This window comes from Sporomusa sp. (genome assembly GCF_035561255.1).
Taxonomy (GTDB): domain Bacteria; phylum Bacillota; class Negativicutes; order Sporomusales; family Sporomusaceae; genus Sporomusa.
The window spans coordinates 1-18,224 of record NZ_DATMXX010000290.1 but is presented as its reverse complement, the minus strand read 5'-3'; the positions used below and the strand labels follow the sequence as shown (position 1 = coordinate 18,224).

The following is an 18,224-nucleotide window of genomic DNA, read 5'->3' as shown; positions in this document are numbered from 1 at the left end:
TGATGGGCCATCATGCTTCAGATCCTAACAAGATAGTAAATATTACAATTGACGGTATTCCTGTATCATGTCCAGAAACCACACTTATCCTGGATGCCGCAAAAATGGTTGGTATAGATATTCCTGTATTGTGCTATCATCCTGACCTGAAAGTGCGTGCTACCTGCCGGGTATGCGTAGTAGAGATGAAAGGTCAGAAGAAACTTAAGACTGCTTGTGGTAATGAGGTTTGGGACGGTGCCGAGTTTATCACTAACAGTCCGTCGGTTCGCCAGGCTAGGAAAGATGTTCTTGAGCTTATCTTGGCTGAACACCCGCAGGACTGCTTAAAATGTATTAGAAGTACAAATTGCGAACTGCAACAGTTAGCAAGAGATTTTGGTATTAGCAAACCATTATTTGAAAACCAGCCTAAACAAATACCTATTGAGGATTCTAATGGCGTTATTGTCCGCGACATGGCGAAATGTGTAAAATGCGGACGCTGTGTTGAGATGTGCCAGGAGGTTCAAACCGTTGGTGCCATCAATACTGCCCACCGCTCAGTTGAATACGAAGTGACCACTGCTTTTGACCGGCCGCTTCAAGATACTACCTGCGTATATTGCGGACAATGTATTTCGGTTTGTCCGGTAGGCGCATTATATGAAAAAGATGATAGCGAAAAGGTTTGGCAGGCGCTTGCTGATGCCGACAAACATGTTATTGTCCAAGTCGCTCCGGCTGTCCGGGTAGCATTGGGTGAGGAATTCGGTATGGGTTCAGGCAGTATTGCTACAGGCAAAATGGTGGCTGCTCTCCGGCGCTTAGGTTTTGATAAAGTGTTTGATACCGATTTCGCTGCCGATGTAACCATTATGGAAGAAGGTAGCGAGCTGTTAGAAAGAATGAGTCATGGTGGTGTTTTGCCGCTTATTACCTCTTGCAGCCCTGGGTGGGTTAACTTTGTTGAGACATTCTATCCAGATTTATTGCCTAATGTGTCAAGCTGCAAATCACCGCAACAAATGTTTGGTGCATTGGCTAAAACCTATTATCCGCAAAAAGCTGGTATTGATGCCAGCAAAATAGTATCTGTGTCTATCATGCCTTGCGTTGCTAAGAAACATGAGAGCGCCCGTCCTGAAATGAATGGTAGCGGCTATCGCGATGTGGACATTGTTTTGACCACACGTGAGTTGGCCCGGATGATTAAACAGTCAGGATTTGACTTCAATAAGCTGACAGATGAAGAATTCGACGCTCCGCTTGGTTTGTCTACTGGTGCGGCTGTTATCTTTGGTACCTCTGGTGGCGTTATGGAAGCAGCCCTTCGTACAGTGTATGAAGTTGTGACTGGCAAAGAGCTAGCCAATGTTGACTTTGAAGGCATACGCGGTTTGACTGGCGTTAAAGAAGCCGAAGTTGACCTCGATGGTACAAAAGTTAAAGTAGCCATTGCCAATGGTCTTAAAAACGCCCGCCAGATTCTGGATAAGATTCGAGCCGGCGAATGTGAATATCAGTTTGTTGAGATTATGTGCTGCCCAGGTGGCTGTATTGGCGGCGGCGGCCAGCCGTGGGGTACTACTACTGCTACTAAAGAGGCTCGCATGGCAGGTCTCTATCAGGCAGATCGTGAAACTCCGATTCGTCAGTCGCATAAGAATCCGGCAGTGAAAGCATTGTATGAAGAGTTTTTAGGTAAACCGCTTAGCCATAAGTCTCATGAACTTCTTCATACTCACTATCATCCCCGCCATAAGTAGGAGTAAGTAAGAGCTTGTAGATTGTTAATGAGGACGGCTTCCCATAGCCGTCCTCATTTGTTAGATATAATATAAAATAGCTGTTTGTGTAGTAGCGACGGGCTGTGATAAAATACAAATAGAGCCTATCCAACTTGTTAACGAGAACATGCCGAGGAGGATCTGACCCTTGATATTAATGCTAGATAACTATGATTCCTTTGTATATAACCTCGTCCAGTACCTAGGCGAAATGGGAGAAGATATCCGGGTTTTCCGTAATAATAAACTGACGCTTGCTCAAATTGAAGACATGCGTCCTGACCACATTATTCTCTCACCTGGCCCTTGCACCCCTAATGAAGCCGGTATTAGCCTTGAACTTATTAAGTATTTTAAAGGTAAAATTCCTATTCTGGGCGTTTGTCTTGGTCATCAGGCCATCGGACAGGCGTTTGGCGGTGATGTTGTGCGAGCGCCACGCCTGATGCATGGCAAAACGTCTCTGGTATATCATGACGGTAAAGGTGTTTTCTCCGGTTTAAAGAACCCATTATCAGCTACCCGCTATCATTCATTAATAGTTAAGAAAGAAACCCTGCCTGATTGCTTTGAGATTACTGCTGAGACTGAGCTCGGCGAGATTATGGGGATTCGACATAAAGAGTATCTGATTGAAGGTGTCCAGTTTCATCCAGAGTCCATTCTTACTGAAGCTGGACATGCCATGTTAGAAAACTTTCTTACTATGAATCCTACATGGACAACCAAGAGAAAGGGGCCAGCCGGTAAATGAGACCGACACCAATTATACGCGAAATAAACCTGACATTGCCGCCTGCTGAAGTATTTTCGTTATTTGCCCAGCAGCCTTACAGTGTTTTTTTAGATAGCGGCGTGGATACAAACAATATGGGACGCTATTCCTTTATAGCCCGTGACCCATTTTTGCTGTTTTCCAGCAAGGCACAAACAATACATATTGAAGATAAGAGTGGTAGCCGGACTTTTGCTGGCAATCCTTTTGACGAGCTTAAGCGACTGCTTACTATATATAAAACCCAAAAAGTATCCGGACTACCTCCGTTAACTGGCGGGATTATCGGTTATTTCGGCTATGATATGGGATATCTCTTAGAAATAATTCCCGGGTTAAGTACAGATGATCTCAACAATCCTGACTGTTTCTTTGGCTTTTATGATACAGTGTTGATTTTTGACCATCATACCGGTAAGTCATACATTGCCGCAAATGGTTTTCCTGAACACAACGAGCCGGCACGGCACCAGCGGGCTGAAGCCCGTATCGAGGAACTGGCTGGTATGTTAGCTGCAGCTAAACCATTGCCTGATCCTAAACCTCAAATACCTGAAGGTGACTTCCAGTCAAATTTTACGCGAGAGGGACATTGTGCAATGGTGCAGCAGGGCATAGACTACATTGCTGCCGGTGATATATTTCAGGTAAATCTGACACAGCGGTTTAACGCTAAAGTGACGGTTCCTCCTTACGAACTTTATCGCTATCTTCGGCATATCAATCCAGCGCCCTTTGCTTCATATTTAAATTTTGGTGAGGTTATTGTCGCCAGTGCTTCACCTGAACGCTACTTACTTGTGACTGACAAAATGGTGGAAACAAGGCCAATAAAAGGTACAAGACCACGTGGCACAGATCCGGAATCAGACAGGTTGCTCAGAGATGAATTGCTCGCCAGTGAAAAGGATCGGGCTGAGTTAGTTATGATTATCGACCTTGAGCGAAACGATCTGGGAAGGGTTTGTGAGTTTGGCAGTGTCTGTGTGCCTGACTTAATCCGGTTGGAACAATATGCGACAGTCTTTCATCTTGTATCAACTGTGGTGGGAAAGCTGGCAGCGGATAAAGATATTATTGATCTTGTAAAAGCCTCTTTTCCCGGCGGTTCGATTACCGGAGCCCCTAAAGTCCGGGCAATGGAGATTATTGATGAGCTTGAGTCAGTCCGGCGAAGTATCTATACCGGTTCGGTTGGTTATATTGATTTTAACGGCGACGCTGACCTAAATATTGTTATCCGAACGTTTATTATTAAAGGGGATCGTGCTTATTATCAGGTCGGGGGTGGTATAATAGCCGACTCTATACCTGAGCTTGAATATGAAGAAAGTTTAGATAAGGCCCGGGCGCTTATGAGAGCTCTGGGTTATCACGTGTAAGGATGTTGTGATGATTATTTATTTTAATGGTCAACTTGTTCCCGCAGGCGATAGTATTGTTTCTCCGTTAGATCACGGCTTTCTTTATGGGCACGGCTTGTTTGAGACTATGCGTGCTTATAAAGGCAGGGTATTTTGTCTGGAAGAACATCTCAAACGTCTTGAAGAGGCCGCTGATTTTCTTGGCTGGCCTAAAATCCCCGACAGGGTGGAATTAAGTATGGCTATTGCCAGTGTGCTAAGCGAGAATCATCTGTGTGATGCGTCAATACGCCTGACTTTATCCCGGGGTATTGGGGCTGCGCGCCCAGACCCCGGCAGTTGCGGGCAACCGACAGTTGCAGTGTATGCTTCGCAACTACCGACCCCATTGTCGCTAGCGGGCGGCTGGCATATAGCTATAGTGAAATTACGCCGGAATTTGTCTTCACCACTTGTTAGAATCAAATCTGCCAATTACCTTGACAACCTGTTAGCCAAAGCTGAAGCCCGGTCCCGTAATGCCCAGGAGGCCATTATGCTTAATACTGACGGCTTTGTTGCGGAGGGGTCGATGAGTAATATATTTTATGTTACAGATGGACGGCTGATTACCCCTGATGATGACAGTGGCATTTTGCCTGGTGTGACCAGGCGTATTGTAATAGAACTGGCGCAAACGGCAGGGATACCTGTTGAGATGCGGCAGGTATCCCTGGTAGAACTTACCAGCGCTGATGAAATATTTTTAACAAGTTCGATTATGGAGATTATTCCGGTGACTGCATGTGATGGTAACCCAATTGGCGCTACGCCGGCAGCAGGGGCTATTACAGCAAAGTTGCAGACACTGTACCGGGAATTGGCCGAAAAGGAGTGAGACACACGGACGCATTTAAAGGAACAGCCAAATATCAGGTTGTTAAATTCCGCGGGTCGGATGTTACGAACACCGAAGAACCGGTCGTCGAAGAATTGCCCCTTACTATATACTTAAATGGTAAAGAACTTGTGACGATGCTTGCTGCTTATGGTGAAGAAGACTATTTGGTAACAGGATTTTTGGCTACAGAGGGAATAATTCAGGATATTAAAGATATTAAGACTCTTGATGTTGATGTGCTCCAAGGGATAATTCATGTAACAACCGCATCTGGAGAAACAGTAGCTGAAAAGATGTTTTTAAAACGTTATCTTACCGCCTGCTGCGGCAAAGGGCGGAGTGCCTTTTACTTTGCCAATGATGTTTTAACCGCAAAAACTGTCAATAGTGAGATCAAGCTAACAGCGCAGCAAGCGATGGCTTATTCTGAAATGCTGGAATCAGCCTCTGAGACATTCCGGCTAACCGGTGGCGTGCATGGAGGTGCATTGGCGGCAGAGGGTAAGTTAGTCTGTTGGAGTCAGGATATTGGACGACACAATGTCTTCGATAAACTATACGGACGCTGTTTAATCGAAGGAATCAGCACTCATGATAAAGTTCTGGTTTTTTCCGGACGGGTATCATCTGAGATAATTTTAAAGGTTAGCAAAATGAATATATCTATTATTATTGCCCGTTCGGCGCCGACAAGCTTAGCCCTTGATATGGCTGAAGAACTTGGTGTGACAGTGATTGGATTTGCCAGAGAAGAGCGGTTAAATGTGTATACTCATGCGGATCGAATTGTTGGCTGTTAACGCAACTCTTCCGAAGGCAGAATTCTTTCGGAAGAGTTTTCAATAGAGGGATTTTATAGACATTACGTGAATCTAGTATTGGAATATCTACGAAAATAGATTATGCAGATTGGCTATGCAGGAGGAGACGCTAGTGGCACTAAAGAAAGTGCGGGTAAGTGAAGCAGTTGGCATGGTATTAGGGCATGATATGACTAAGATTGTTCCCGGCGAGTATAAAGGACCGGCTTTTAAGAAAGGACATATTATTTGTCAGGAAGATATACCACACTTGCTTAATATCGGCAAAGATCATATATATTTACTTGAGCTGGGTGATGACCAAGTTCACGAAAACGATGCCGCTCAGCGCATTGCTTGGCTGGTGGGGGGCGCAAACACCTATTTAACCGCGCCGGCCGAGGGTAGGGTGAGCATTTTAGCTCAGTATGACGGGTTATTAAAGGTAAATCGTGATGCAGTGACCAGGATAAATTCGGTTGAGTATACGGTTTTATCCACTTTGCATGGTAACAGACTGCTTAAAGCAGGCGAGGTTTTAGCTGGAGTAAAGGTAGTACCACTGATCGTAGATGCCGAAACAATTAGGAAAGTTGGGAAGATCGCAGGTGAATATCAGGATATAGTGTCCATAAAACCATTGCAGCCTATGAAAACAGCTGTAATTACAACAGGCAATGAGGTTTTTTATGGGCGCATCCAGGATAAGTTTGGTCCGGTTCTAGCAGAAAAAATTAAAACCTATAAGGCAACTTTTAGCGGGTTGAGCTTTCAGCCTGATGACAAAGAAAAAATCACTCAGAATATTTTTGATTGCATTCGTGCCGGGGCAGAGGTTATTGTTGTAACTGGCGGAATGTCTGTTGATCCTGACGATGTTACTCCTGATGCTATTCGTGCAACAGGCGCTGAGATTATTACCTATGGAACACCGGTATTGCCGGGTGCTATGTTTATGCTAGCCTATCTTAACAATGTAGCCATTTTTGGATTGCCAGCTTGTGGTATGTTTTCAAAAATCACGGTATTTGATCTGGTTTTTCCAAGAATACTTGCTGGTGAAAAATTGAGTAAGCAGGATTTTGCGGAAATGGGATATGGCGGTTTATGCATGAATTGTAAAGAATGTGTTTATCCGTGCTGCCCGTTCGGAAAGTGATGGGGGGAATATTCCGTGTCAGTTAAATTAGAGGTAGCCCAGGAGATTTTATTAAATTTAGTAAAAGTGATGCCAAAGGAAAAAGTGGTGTTGAGTGAATGTTGGCGTCGTGTTTTGGGGGAAACGGTCGTTTCTGATATGGACTTCCCGCCTTTTGATCGATCACCGCTTGATGGTTATGCCCTAATTGATGAAGAAGTGGCTAACGCGACCCCCGAGAATCCGGTAATCCTACAGCAAACTGACTATATTCCGGCAGGTGACACTCCACATAAACCTGTTATTCCCGGAACTGCATGCCGCATTATGACTGGCGCGCCTATACCACCGGGGGCCACAGGTGTGATTCGTTTGGAAGACACCATTGTAGATGGTGATAAAGTAACAATTCTGGATGGTAGAGGAGCCAGCAATAATATTTGCTTGCAAGGCGAAGAGATTTCTAGTGAAGAAGAGGTCGTTTTTCAAGGTACTGTTATCAATGCTGGCGTAATGGGAATGTTAGCTGTGCTTGGCAAGAGTCGTCCCTCTGTATTCTGTAAGCCACGTGTGGCCCTTATTGCTACAGGCAGCGAGATTGTGCCTGTTGATTTTCCCTTGACACCGGGAAAAATCCGAAACTCAAATAGTTTTATGCTGAGCGCGCAAGCTGCCGAGGCTGGGGCTCAGACAGTTTTGTTAGGTAATGCATCAGATAATGTTGATGAGATTGCTCACTTGTTGGAAACAGCCTCTGACTGCGATGTATTTATTACTACCGGTGGCGCTTCTGTCGGTGATTTTGACTTTATTAGTGAAGTGTATAAGAAATTGGGAATTACGTTGCTGTTTGACAGAGTAAGTATTAAACCCGGAATGCCGGTGCTGGCCGGAATTCGTGATGGAAAACTCTATTTTGGCCTATCAGGCAATCCTGCAGCAGCGGCGATTTCCTTTGAACAACTGGTACGGCCTGTATTGATGAAGATGGGGGGGCGTAAGGTGTGGTGGCGGCCACGCATTAAAGCCATACTGGCAACTCCTTTTAAAAAAATGACAGGTGCCAAACGTTTTGTGTGGGCACGGTGCTGGCAAACAGATAATGATATCTTAGTTGAGCCGTCACGCGCTCAGGGTAATGGCATGCTTAAATCAGCAATGGGAGCAAATGCAATTATAGTTATTCCGGAGAACTCCCCACCATTGCCGGTAAACGCGGAAGTTGAGGTTATTTTGTTAGCCGATGCCTAGTTTTATAAACTGCAAATTGAATTTGACGTTACCATTAAAAAGTGAGGCCTGGGGCTTGAATAAATTTGCCCATAGGCCTCACTTTTTAATGTTATGTAAACAATTGAATTTGACCCTAATATGTGCTAGCTTTTATAGTGATACTTTGTGAAATTTTTTTCACAATGAGGCAGGAGTTTATTAAGAAGAATGGAATAAAGTCAGAAGATTATAATTTATTTTTCTAAGGAGCATTAAATCGTTGTTGAACTGCATTAAAAAGCTACTCAGGTGCTAAAAAGATTTATTGGGGGGAGCAATTTGGAGAAAGTTTTAACAGTCTGTCCTTATTGTGGTGCTGGCTGCCAGATGTATCTGTTGGTCGAAAACCACCGGGTTATTGGTGCTGAACCGGCGAACGGACCTATTAATGAAGGTGAGCTTTGTTTAAAAGGTCATTATGGCTGGGATTTCCTCAATGATACGAAGATTTTGAGCAAACGATTGACAAAACCATTGCTCAGATATGACCGAAAAGAAGATTTCCATGAAGTAGAATGGGATGAAGCGCTGGATTATGTTGCTGATAAACTTAAGTCCATTAAGGAGAAATACGGCCCTGATGCCATCATGGGCACAGGCTCGGCCCGGGGTATGGGAAATGAACCAAACTACCTCATGCAAAAATTTATGCGCGCGGTGATCGGTACTAACAATATCGATCATTGCGCCCGTGTTTGACACGCTCCCTCTGTAGCCGGTCTGGCTACTACATTTGGCAGTGGAGCAATGACAAACTCCATACCGGAAATCGAAAATGCTACCTGTTTGTTGATATTTGGTTATAACGGCGCCGATTCCCATCCGCTGGTGGCTCGCCGCATTCTAAAGGCTAAGGAAAGAGGGGCCAAAATTATTGTTGTGGATCCTCGCAAAACAGAATCAGCCAGAATTGCGGACATCTGGTTGCCGATCAAAAATGGTTCGAATATGGCGGCAGTTAATAGTTTTGCAAACATTATACTTGCAAAAGGTTGGGAAAACAAAACCTATATCGAGAATTATACTGATGGATTTGAGGAATACAGACAAACGATTGCTAAATATACGCCTGAGTACGCACAAAAAATCTCCGGTCTTGACCCTAAGCTTGTGGAACAGGCGATGGAGATTTACGCGAAATCAGAAAGATCGTTTATTCTCTATGGTATGGGTGTATGTCAATACAATCAGGCGGTGGATGTGGTCAAAGGCTTGGGCGGCTTATGCCTGTTGACCGGACAAATTGCTAAACCCAGCTCTGGGATTGGGCCTGTACGCGGACAAAATAACGTACAGGGAGCTTGCGATATGGGCGCACTACCTAATGTGTTTCCCGGATATCAGCCGGTTACCAACCCTGATAACCGCAAAAAATTTGCCCAGGCCTGGGGTGTGGAAAGCTTGCCGGACAAAGTGGGTTATATGCTGACAGATGTTCCGCATTGCGCCGAGGAAGGAAAACTGAAAGCCTTTTATATTATTGGCGAAGACCCCGTGCAGAGCGACCCGGATGCCGCTGGTGTGAGAAAAGCACTTGAGGAACTGGAACTGGTGGTTCTTCAGGATATATTCATGAATAAAACGGCGTTGCATGCGGATGTTATTCTGCCGGCTACCTCCTGGGGTGAGCATGGCGGCGTATTTAGCGGTGCAGACCGTAGGTTCCAGCGCTTCCGCCAAGCTGTGGATGCTAAAGGTGATGTTAAGGACGACTGGGTTATTATTTGCGAATTAGCGAAACGGTTCGGTTATGAAATGAACTATAATAATACTGAGGAAATCTGGAGTGAAATGATTAGTTTGAGTCCGAGTTTTGCCGGTGCTACCTATGACAGAATTGAAGAATTAGGCAGTATTCAATGGCCATGCCCTACTGAGGAACATCCGGGTACGTCGTACCTGTTCAAAGGTAACGTATTCCAAACTCCCAGTATGAAAGGGAATTTCTTTGCTGCCGAGTGGCGTCCGCCAGTTGAACAGCCTGATGCCGAATATCCACTGGTTTTGTCTACCGTACGGGAAGTCGGTCACTATTCATCCCGCACAATGACAGGCAACTGTTGGGGGCTTGCCAAACTGGCCGATGAGCCCGGTTACCTCCAGATTCATCCAGATGATACTGATAAACTTGGCATTGCTGACGAAGACCTTGTGCGTGTGACAACACGGCGCGGCTCAGTTATAACCAGGGCTTTGGTAACTGACCGGGTGCGTGCAGGTGTTGTATATATGACTTACCAATGGTGGCTTGGGGCTTGCAACGAACTGACTATTCATGCTGTTGATCCTATTTCTAAGACGCCTGAATATAAGTATTGTGCGGTCAGAGTGGAAGCTATCAAAGATCAGAAAAAGGCTGAAGAAGAACTTACCGCCGCATACAATGAGCTTAAACGTAAAATGGGTGCTGTCGTTTCTTAGTTGTTCTGGAACGAAGCTGCTTTTTTCCGATACTTACGGGATCAGGATCATGTGTAGCCAATTAACTAGGTCTTGCTGGCTATGTCAAGCAATTCAGGATAAATTATCGTTATGCATGGTATAATTGTTGTTTTGCTTATTTCGCTAAATAATCTCCCAGCGTTTTATTATAGATTGCAATTTCCTTAATAAAAGGGGGAGAAATTAGTTGGAGAAAATATTAACAGTCTGTCCGTACTGTGGTTCAGGATGCCAAATGTACCTGTGTGTGGAGAACAACCGGGTTGTCGGGGCTGAACCCGCAAATGGGCCGATTAATGAAGGCGAATTATGTTTGAAAGGCCATTATGGCTGGGATTTTTTAAACGATACCAAAATCCTGAGCAAACGTCTTACTAAACCGATGCTCCGGTACAATCGTAACGAGCCACTGCATGAGGTTGGCTGGGATGAAGCGTTGGATTATGTGGCTGATAGGCTGAAAGCGATCAAAGAAAAATACGGCCCGGATGCTATAATGGGTACCGGCTCGGCCCGGGGTACTGGAAATGAAACTAATTATGTCATGCAAAAATTCATGCGTGCGGTAATTGGGACAAATAATGTTGATCATTGCGCCCGTGTGTGTCACGGTCCTTCGGTAGCCGGCTTGACAACCATCTTTGGCAGCGGAGCGATGTCCAATTCAATACCTGAGATTGAAGACGCGGATTGCCTGTTAATCTTTGGCTACAACGCGGCTGATGCACACCCCTTAGTAGCTAAACGGATTTTAAGGGCGAAGCAAAAAGGTGCAAAAATTATTGTTGTGGATCCTCGCAGAACTGAGGCAGCACGGATTTCCGACTTATGGCTGCAGCTTAAGAATGGTTCCAATATGGCTATGGTCAATAGTTTCGCCAATATTGTTTTAGCAAGAGGCTGGCAAAATGACCGGTTTATTGACAACTTTACTGAAGGCTTTGAGGAATATCGCAAAACTGTAGAACGCTACACACCTGAGTATGCCCAGTCCATTACGGGTATTGATCCTAAATTAGTGGAAGAGGCAATGAAGATATATACTCACTCCAATAATTCATTTATTTTGTGGGGAATGGGGGTAACCCAATTCGGTCAGGCGGTGGATGTTGTTAAAGGTCTTGGCTCGCTGTGCCTCTTAACAGGGCAGATTGGCAAGCCAAGTTCGGGAGTTGGACCTGTACGCGGTCAAAATAATGTTCAGGGAGCCTGCGATATGGGGGCATTGCCGAACGTTTTTCCCGGATACCAGCCGGTTATAGAGGCTGCCAACCGCAAAAAATTTGCCAAAGCCTGGGGTGTGGAGAATCTGCCTGATAAGATTGGTTTTACCATTACCGAAGTTCCCCATGCTGTTGCTGCCGGTAAATTGAAAGCCTTCTACATTATTGGCGAGGATCCGGCGCAAAGCGATCCAGACTCAGCCGGTTTGCGTAAGGCCCTTAATGATTTGGAATTTGTGGTATTCCAGGATATCTTCATGAACAAAACAGCGCTGCATGCTGATGTCATTTTGCCGGCAACCTCCTGGGGTGAGCACGGCGGGGTATTCAGCGGGGCTGACCGGCGCTTCCAACGCTTCCGCAAAGCTGTTGATGCTAAAGGTGATGTTAAGGATGACTGGGTCATTATCGGTGAGTTGGCAAAACGTTTTGGCTATGAGCTAATTTATAAAGATACCGAAGAAATATGGAATGAACTGATCGGGTTATGCCCGAGCTATGCTGGGGCGACTTATGAAAAAATGGAACGCCAGGGTAGTGTGCTATGGCCGTGCAGAACTGCTGAAGATCCAGGAACGTCGTATTTATTTAAAGGAAATATTTTTCAAACGGCCAGTAAGAAGGGGATCTTTTTCGCAACTGAATGGCGTGCTCCGGCAGAGGTGCCTGATGCAGAATACCCGACAGTACTCTGCACTGTCCGGGAAGTTGGCCATTATTCATCCCGGACGATGACCGGCAACTGTTGGGGATTATCTCAACTGGCCGACGAGCCTGGCTATGTTCAGATTAGTGTCGAAGATGCCGCCTGCCTTGGTATTGAAGATGAGCATTTAATGCGTGTTACTTCACGGCGCGGTTCAGTTATGTCCAGAGCCAGGGTTACCGAACGGGTAAAAGCGGGAGCTGTGTACATGACATACCAATGGTGGATTGGCGCTTGTAATGAATTAACCATCGATAACCTTGATCCGATCTCTAAAACACCTGAGTATAAATATTGTGCAGTAAAACTGGAAGCGATCCAGGATCAAGTTAGTGCAGAGCAGCAGCTTGTTACTATGTACAACGATATGAAACGCAAAATGGGTGCTGTTGTTTCTTAATTAAACAGGATGAGAAGTGCGTCTTCTTAAAAGGGAGGTAATTATGGAGAAGTTAAGTCCATTTGTTGTTGGCGATGGGGAAAAATGCATCGGCTGCAAAGCTTGTGAGGTTGCCTGCCATGTATCCCATAATGTAAACGGTATTACGGCGGGAAATATTGATACCCCAGTGTTCCCCAAGTTGTTTGTCACCCGTGTGGAAGAAGTGACTATGCCGGTTCAATGTCACCATTGTGAAGATGCGCCCTGTGCTCAGGCTTGTCTTGAGAAAGCTATTTATTTTGATGGCGACAAAGTCCTGATTAATACGGCCAAATGCAAGGGCTGCAAAGATTGTCTGGTGGCCTGCCCGTTCGGCGCAGTAGAGCTTGTTCCCATGTTTGTCAAGGGTGAGGAAGTAATACAAACTAATTTGAAAAAACCGCTCATGTATGGTAATAAATGTGATTTGTGCTATACCAGGAAAAGCGGACCTATCTGCGTTGAAGCGTGCCCCGAAAAGGCGTTGCGTCTGGTCGAGCCACATAAAGAGAAAAAAGAAAAGAATAGAAAAGCTGTCGCCACTATTGTTGGCATGTTTAAAAAATAGGGGGTGAATAATATGCAATATACAGTTGAAATTGATCAGGAGTTGTGTACAGGGTGTCACCGCTGTATTGATGTCTGTCCGGTTGGCGCGATTGGCGGACCGGCAGGCATGGCAGTAGATATCAATTACGACAAGTGCTGTTTCTGCGGCCAGTGTGTTCAGATTTGCAGTGCTTATCAAGAGTATAAATCGGAAAATACAGCACCGCGTGCAACCAAGATGCAGGATCGTGGCTTATTGGATAGTGTTAAGGAGCCGCTATTTGCGGCTCATAATATGGGGCATGCGCAAAAGGTTTGGGAAGCGCTCAACAATCCTAATGTAGTGACCATGGTCCAATGTGCGCCAGCGGTGAGAGTTGGCCTGGCAGAAGATTTCGGTATGGAATCCGGTGAACTGGTTGCAGGTAAAATGATTACCGCTCTCAGAAAGTTGGGCTTTAACCGGGTATACGATACTAATTTTACTGCTGATCTGACAATCATGGAGGAAGGCAGCGAGTTAATTAAACGGATCCAGGAAAACGGTGTGTTACCTATGTTTACATCCTGCTGTCCGGCCTGGGTAAAATATGTAGAACAAGAACAGTTTGAGCTTCATGAAAACCTGTCTACCTGCAAGTCGCCGCAGCAAATGGCCGGAGCATTATTTAAGACTTACGGCGCCCAGGTTGATAAACTGGAGCCTAAGAAAATAGTCAGTGTATCAGTTATGCCCTGTACTGCTAAAAAATTTGAGGCTTCCCGGCCGGAAATGAAGTCAAGCGGCAGTCAGGATGTTGATCTTGTTTTGACAACAAGAGAACTGGCAAATTTGATAAAACACGCTGGCATTGATTTTAAAAATCTTGAACCAGGTCAGCCTGACTCTGTATTAGGTGCTTATACCGGGGCCGGTCATATATTTGGTGTTACCGGCGGGGTCATGGAAGCTGCCCTGCGTACAGGTTATGAATTGATTACCGGCAAAGCACTTGATGATATCAATATCCTGGATGTGCGGTATAGCCAGGGCGTAAAACGCGCTACGGTCCAGGTGGGCGATTTGGCTGTTAAGACAGTTGTGGTGGCCGGGCTGGAGAATGTAACACCTATTATCGATGAGATTAAAAATGGTACTGCTGATTTCCATTTTGTCGAAGTTATGGCTTGTCCTCAAGGCTGTATCAGTGGTGGCGGTCAACCCAAGGTTTTGTTAGAAACTGAACGCAAACAGGTTTATGCGAGCCGTATGGCCTCTATGTACAAACATGATGAAGAACTGCCGCTTAGAAAATCGCATGACAACCCAGAAATAACAAAGGTCTATAAAGATTTTCTGGGCAAGCCGCTGGGACACAAATCTCACGAACTATTACACACGCATTATATCAGGAGGGGATAAGATAATGCTGAATACTGCTTTTGTTATCGGTAACCCCGACTTATGCATCGGCTGCCGCACCTGTGAGATTGCCTGTGTTATGGCGCACACCCAAAAAGCACTCGGAACAGAAGCAATTAAGGATGTACCGTTTGTGCCCCGCTTGTCGGTGGTAAAAACAGAAGATATCAGTGTTCCTGTCCAGTGTCGCCAATGTGAGGATGCGCCTTGTGCTGAAGCCTGCCCGGAAAAAGCAATTGTACAGCGCGGCCAAGTAATTTATGTGCTTGACGACAAATGTGTCGGTTGTAAAAACTGTATAATGGCCTGTCCGATAGGCGCAGTCTATTTAACCAGGGTTGAAGATAAGCCCTGTCAAAAAACTGCTTATAAATGTGATCTGTGTATTGAAGTACCTGATGGGCCGCAGTGTGTGAAAAAATGCCCGACAAAAGCGCTGTCGGTAGTTTTGCCTGAGGAAATTGTAAAAAGTATTAAACAAAAACGCACAAATGCTATAAGAACGGTATAAGAACTGCCTGGTAAGGCAATAAAAAATCTGTGGCGCTCGGTGAGTGCCACAGATTTTTATATACTTGCTTAATCAGATGCTATAATTTTTTCAACTTTTATAGCACACACTTTATATTCATATGTTTTCGTTACTTTATCAACGGCGCTGCTGGTTATTTCGTTAGTGGGACATGCTGCAAAGTGGAAGGACATCCAGATTACGCCAGGTGGGACGCGATCTGTTACCCAGGACTTAGCTTGTACCTGGCCCCGGCGGGATGAGATCCTAATTGTTTCCATATCCTGGATATCTAACCGTTTCGCATCGTCAGGATGGATCATAACACGTTCTTCTGAGCGATAATCAGTAAGGGTTTTGGAATAGCCTGGCGTAGTAATATTATAATGGTAGAGGATACGCCCAGTGCTCAGCAAGAAGGGATAATCAGCGTCAGGTGATTCTCCAGGAGGTTGATGCTCTATCGGCTTAAATACGCCTAAACCGCAGGCGAATTTTCCGCCATCGTGAAGGTATTGTGTACCTGGATGTTCTTTATGAGGAACAGGCCATTGTAAACCCTGCTCATCGATACGTTCATAAGAAACGCCGGCATATATCGGACTTAATGATGCCATTTCATCCATAATTTCGCTCGGATGGGTGTATGTCATGGAATAGCCCATTTTATTCGATAAGTCTCGAATAATTTGCCAGTCAGGGCGGCTATTGCCAATTGGATTAATGGCTTGACGGACACGCTGGACGCGGCGTTCTGTATTAGTGAAAGTACCGTCTTTTTCGGCAAATGAAGCGCCTGGAAGCACGACATCAGCCAACTTTGCTGTTTCGGTCATAAATAGATTTTGGACTACTAGAAATTCGAGATGTTGCAGTCCTTTAATTACATGATGAGCATCAGAATCGGTCAATACCGGATCTTCGCCCATGACGTACATGGCTTTTAGTTTACCGCTAATAGCGGCATCAAACATATCCGGAATCATCATACCAACCTGTTCAGGCAGTTTGACGCCCCATGCTTTTTCAAATTTCTCACGGGAAACCGGATCGGTTACTTTCTGGTAGCCTGAGTAGACGTTTGGCAGAGCCCCCTGATCACAGGCTCCCTGGACGTTATTCTGGCCGCGCATCGGGTTTATACCAGAATTAAGCTTGCCAATATTACCTGTCATCATCGTTAAATTAGCCAGGCTCATGACATTGTCGGTACCGCAAACATGTTCGGTAATACCTAAGGTATAAAATATTTGGGCGCGTTCAGCCGTGCCATAGATTCTGGCTGCTTCTTTCAACAAATGCTGAGGTACACCTGTAATTGTTTCAACATATTCCGGCGTATATTTTTCTACTGTTTCGACTACTTTTTCAAAGTCAACTGTGCAGGATTCAATAAATTTCTGGTCATGCCAGCCGGATTTTAAAATAATATGCATCAAGCCGTTGATAAGCGCAATATCGGTACCCGGTTTCAGCCGCAGCCATACATGAGCTTTGCCGGCAAGTTCGGTTTTCCGTGGGTCAGCGACAATCAATTGGGCTCCATTACGGAGTGCCTGACGCATTTTTGCCCCAATAACAGGATGGGCTTCTGTTGGGTTGGCCCCAATAACAAATAAAACCTTACTCTGGGGGATTTCATTGATCGAGTTGGTCATTGCTCCGGATCCAAATGAGGTGGCCAGACCGGCCACAGTGGGAGCGTGTCAGGTACGGGCGCAGTGATCAATATTGTTGGTGCCAATCACTGCGCGCATGAATTTTTGCATCAGATAGTTTTCTTCATTAACACAACGGGCCGAACTGAGTGCAGCCAGAGCGTCGCCACCGTGGGCATTTTTTATCTCGGAAAACTTGGTTGCAATTAGGTCCAGGGCTTCAACCCAGGTTGCTTCCACAAATTCGCCATTTTTTTTGATTAATGGTGTAGTCAAACGCTCCGGACTATGGACATAATCAATACCAAAGCGGCCTTTTACACATGTGAGCCGGCCATTGACCACACTAGTCAGGTTTGAGGTCACACCAATTATTTTATCTTCTTTAACATTGAGGTCAAAGTTGCAACCTACGCCGCAGAAGGGGCAAGTGGTTTTGACTTTCTTATCAGGTAACCCGGTATTTCTCATTGGTTTTTCTGTCAATGCCCCTACTGGGCAAGCAGATACGCAAGTCCCGCAAAATACACAGCCAGATTCGGGCATTGGGACATCAAAAGCTGATGCTATCTTAGTATCAAAGCCCCGATTAGTCCATTCAAGAACATCGCAGCATTGTACTTCCTGGCAGACACGGACGCAGCGTCCGCAGAGGATGCATTTATTGTTGTCCTTAATAATGAATGGATTGCTATCCTCTACGGCATATTCTCGCTGGTCACCGTCAAAACGGATTTCACGAATACCTAAAGTGTTTGCAAGTGTTTGCAGTTCACAATCCAGGTTGCGTTGGCAGGAAAGGCAATCCTGCGGATGATTAGCTAACATAAGTTCAATTACACTTTTTCGTGCCTCGCGGATAACTGGTGAGCTGGTGCGTACAATTAGTCCCTCTGAGGCCGGGTATGTACACGCTGTTACTAGTCCGCGGGCGCCTTCTACTTCGACAACACAGACACGGCAGGATCCTTCAGGGGTTAAGTCAGCAAGGTGGCACAACGTAGGAATCTTTACGCCGGCCTTATGAGCAGCCTCTAATACTGAAGACCCTTCAATTGTTTCAACGGCTTGCCCGTCAATTGTTAATCTGATCATTTACTGTGTTCACGCTCCTTAGGGTAGAATAAAATAATGTGAGAAGATTTTAAGTAATAGGGGTGTTGTTAAGACTTTTGTGTGATTATGAGTGCGTTTTCCGGCGATGTGTTGAGTGTAGCATGTGATTTTATAATAAAGTCAAATCCATGTTACCTTTACATGCCGTCTGTTTAAAGAATATGCTTTTGCCTCCTTCTTTATCAGTTTAGCTACTAT

The 18,224-nt window shown here is 45.3% G+C and carries 13 protein-coding genes; 12 read left to right on the top strand and 1 reads right to left on the bottom strand.

What is annotated here, in order from left to right; translation table 11 throughout:
* The first annotated feature begins 2 nt into the window (after window positions 1-2).
* From VN379_RS15760 to VN379_RS15705, 12 genes are all read left to right on the top strand, one after another.
* On the top strand, window positions 3-1,748 hold the full coding sequence (locus VN379_RS15760; RefSeq protein ID WP_325535539.1) for an NADH-dependent [FeFe] hydrogenase, group A6: 1,746 nt from the start codon (window positions 3-5) through the stop codon (window positions 1,746-1,748).
* A gap of 169 nt (window positions 1,749-1,917) precedes the next feature.
* On the top strand, window positions 1,918-2,523 hold the full coding sequence (pabA, locus tag VN379_RS15755; protein ID WP_325535537.1) for an aminodeoxychorismate/anthranilate synthase component II: 606 nt from the start codon (window positions 1,918-1,920) through the stop codon (window positions 2,521-2,523).
* Window positions 2,520-3,926, top strand: coding sequence for an aminodeoxychorismate synthase component I (pabB, locus tag VN379_RS15750; RefSeq protein ID WP_325535535.1), 1,407 nt, complete (start codon window positions 2,520-2,522; stop codon window positions 3,924-3,926). The genes pabA and pabB overlap by 4 nt, the downstream gene beginning before the upstream one ends.
* A gap of 10 nt (window positions 3,927-3,936) precedes the next feature.
* Entirely contained in the window at window positions 3,937-4,785 is an 849-nt protein-coding gene (locus tag VN379_RS15745) for an aminotransferase class IV (protein ID WP_325535533.1), read from the top strand.
* A complete protein-coding gene (gene fdhD / locus VN379_RS15740) occupies window positions 4,782-5,588 on the top strand; it encodes a formate dehydrogenase accessory sulfurtransferase FdhD (protein WP_325535531.1) in 807 nt (268 codons plus the stop codon). The genes VN379_RS15745 and fdhD overlap by 4 nt, the downstream gene beginning before the upstream one ends.
* A 133-nt stretch (window positions 5,589-5,721) precedes the next feature.
* Entirely contained in the window at window positions 5,722-6,747 is a 1,026-nt protein-coding gene (locus VN379_RS15735) for a molybdopterin-binding protein (RefSeq protein WP_325535529.1), read from the top strand.
* 15 nt (window positions 6,748-6,762) lie between these two features.
* A complete protein-coding gene (gene glp, locus VN379_RS15730; RefSeq protein WP_325535527.1) occupies window positions 6,763-7,977 on the top strand; it encodes a gephyrin-like molybdotransferase Glp in 1,215 nt (404 codons plus the stop codon).
* A gap of 300 nt (window positions 7,978-8,277) precedes the next feature.
* Window positions 8,278-10,419, top strand: a complete 2,142-nt coding sequence (gene fdhF, locus VN379_RS15725) for a formate dehydrogenase subunit alpha (RefSeq protein WP_325535525.1) — start codon at window positions 8,278-8,280, stop codon at window positions 10,417-10,419.
* Between the two features lie 208 nt (window positions 10,420-10,627).
* The gene (gene fdhF / locus VN379_RS15720) at window positions 10,628-12,769 is read left to right on the top strand and encodes a formate dehydrogenase subunit alpha (RefSeq protein WP_325535523.1); all 2,142 of its coding nucleotides are present in this window, start codon (window positions 10,628-10,630) and stop codon (window positions 12,767-12,769) included.
* Between the two features lie 43 nt (window positions 12,770-12,812).
* The gene (locus VN379_RS15715) at window positions 12,813-13,358 is read left to right on the top strand and encodes a 4Fe-4S dicluster domain-containing protein (protein WP_325535521.1); all 546 of its coding nucleotides are present in this window, start codon (window positions 12,813-12,815) and stop codon (window positions 13,356-13,358) included.
* 12 nt (window positions 13,359-13,370) lie between these two features.
* Entirely contained in the window at window positions 13,371-14,741 is a 1,371-nt protein-coding gene (locus VN379_RS15710) for a [FeFe] hydrogenase, group A (protein ID WP_325535519.1), read from the top strand.
* Between the two features lie 4 nt (window positions 14,742-14,745).
* On the top strand, window positions 14,746-15,252 hold the full coding sequence (locus tag VN379_RS15705) for a 4Fe-4S dicluster domain-containing protein (protein ID WP_325535517.1): 507 nt from the start codon (window positions 14,746-14,748) through the stop codon (window positions 15,250-15,252).
* A gap of 68 nt (window positions 15,253-15,320) precedes the next feature.
* Here VN379_RS15705 and fdhF (VN379_RS15700) read toward each other — a convergent pair whose 3' ends face one another.
* Window positions 15,321-18,005: a formate dehydrogenase subunit alpha gene (gene fdhF / locus VN379_RS15700; protein ID WP_325535515.1), complete on the bottom strand. Its 2,685-nt coding sequence runs from the start codon at window positions 18,003-18,005 to the stop codon at window positions 15,321-15,323.
* Between the last annotated feature and the right edge of the window lie 219 nt (window positions 18,006-18,224).

What these genes read in the sequence shown, in the direction of transcription:
- VN379_RS15760 (WP_325535539.1), top strand. Translation starts at nt 3, where the DNA reads ATGGGCCATCATGCTTCAGATCCTAACAAGATAGTAAATATTACAATT.
- pabB (WP_325535535.1), top strand. Translation starts at nt 2,520, where the DNA reads ATGAGACCGACACCAATTATACGCGAAATAAACCTGACATTGCCGCCT.
- VN379_RS15745 (WP_325535533.1), top strand. Translation starts at nt 3,937, where the DNA reads ATGATTATTTATTTTAATGGTCAACTTGTTCCCGCAGGCGATAGTATT.
- VN379_RS15715 (WP_325535521.1), top strand. Translation starts at nt 12,813, where the DNA reads ATGGAGAAGTTAAGTCCATTTGTTGTTGGCGATGGGGAAAAATGCATC.
- VN379_RS15710 (WP_325535519.1), top strand. Translation starts at nt 13,371, where the DNA reads ATGCAATATACAGTTGAAATTGATCAGGAGTTGTGTACAGGGTGTCAC.
- VN379_RS15705 (WP_325535517.1), top strand. Translation starts at nt 14,746, where the DNA reads ATGCTGAATACTGCTTTTGTTATCGGTAACCCCGACTTATGCATCGGC.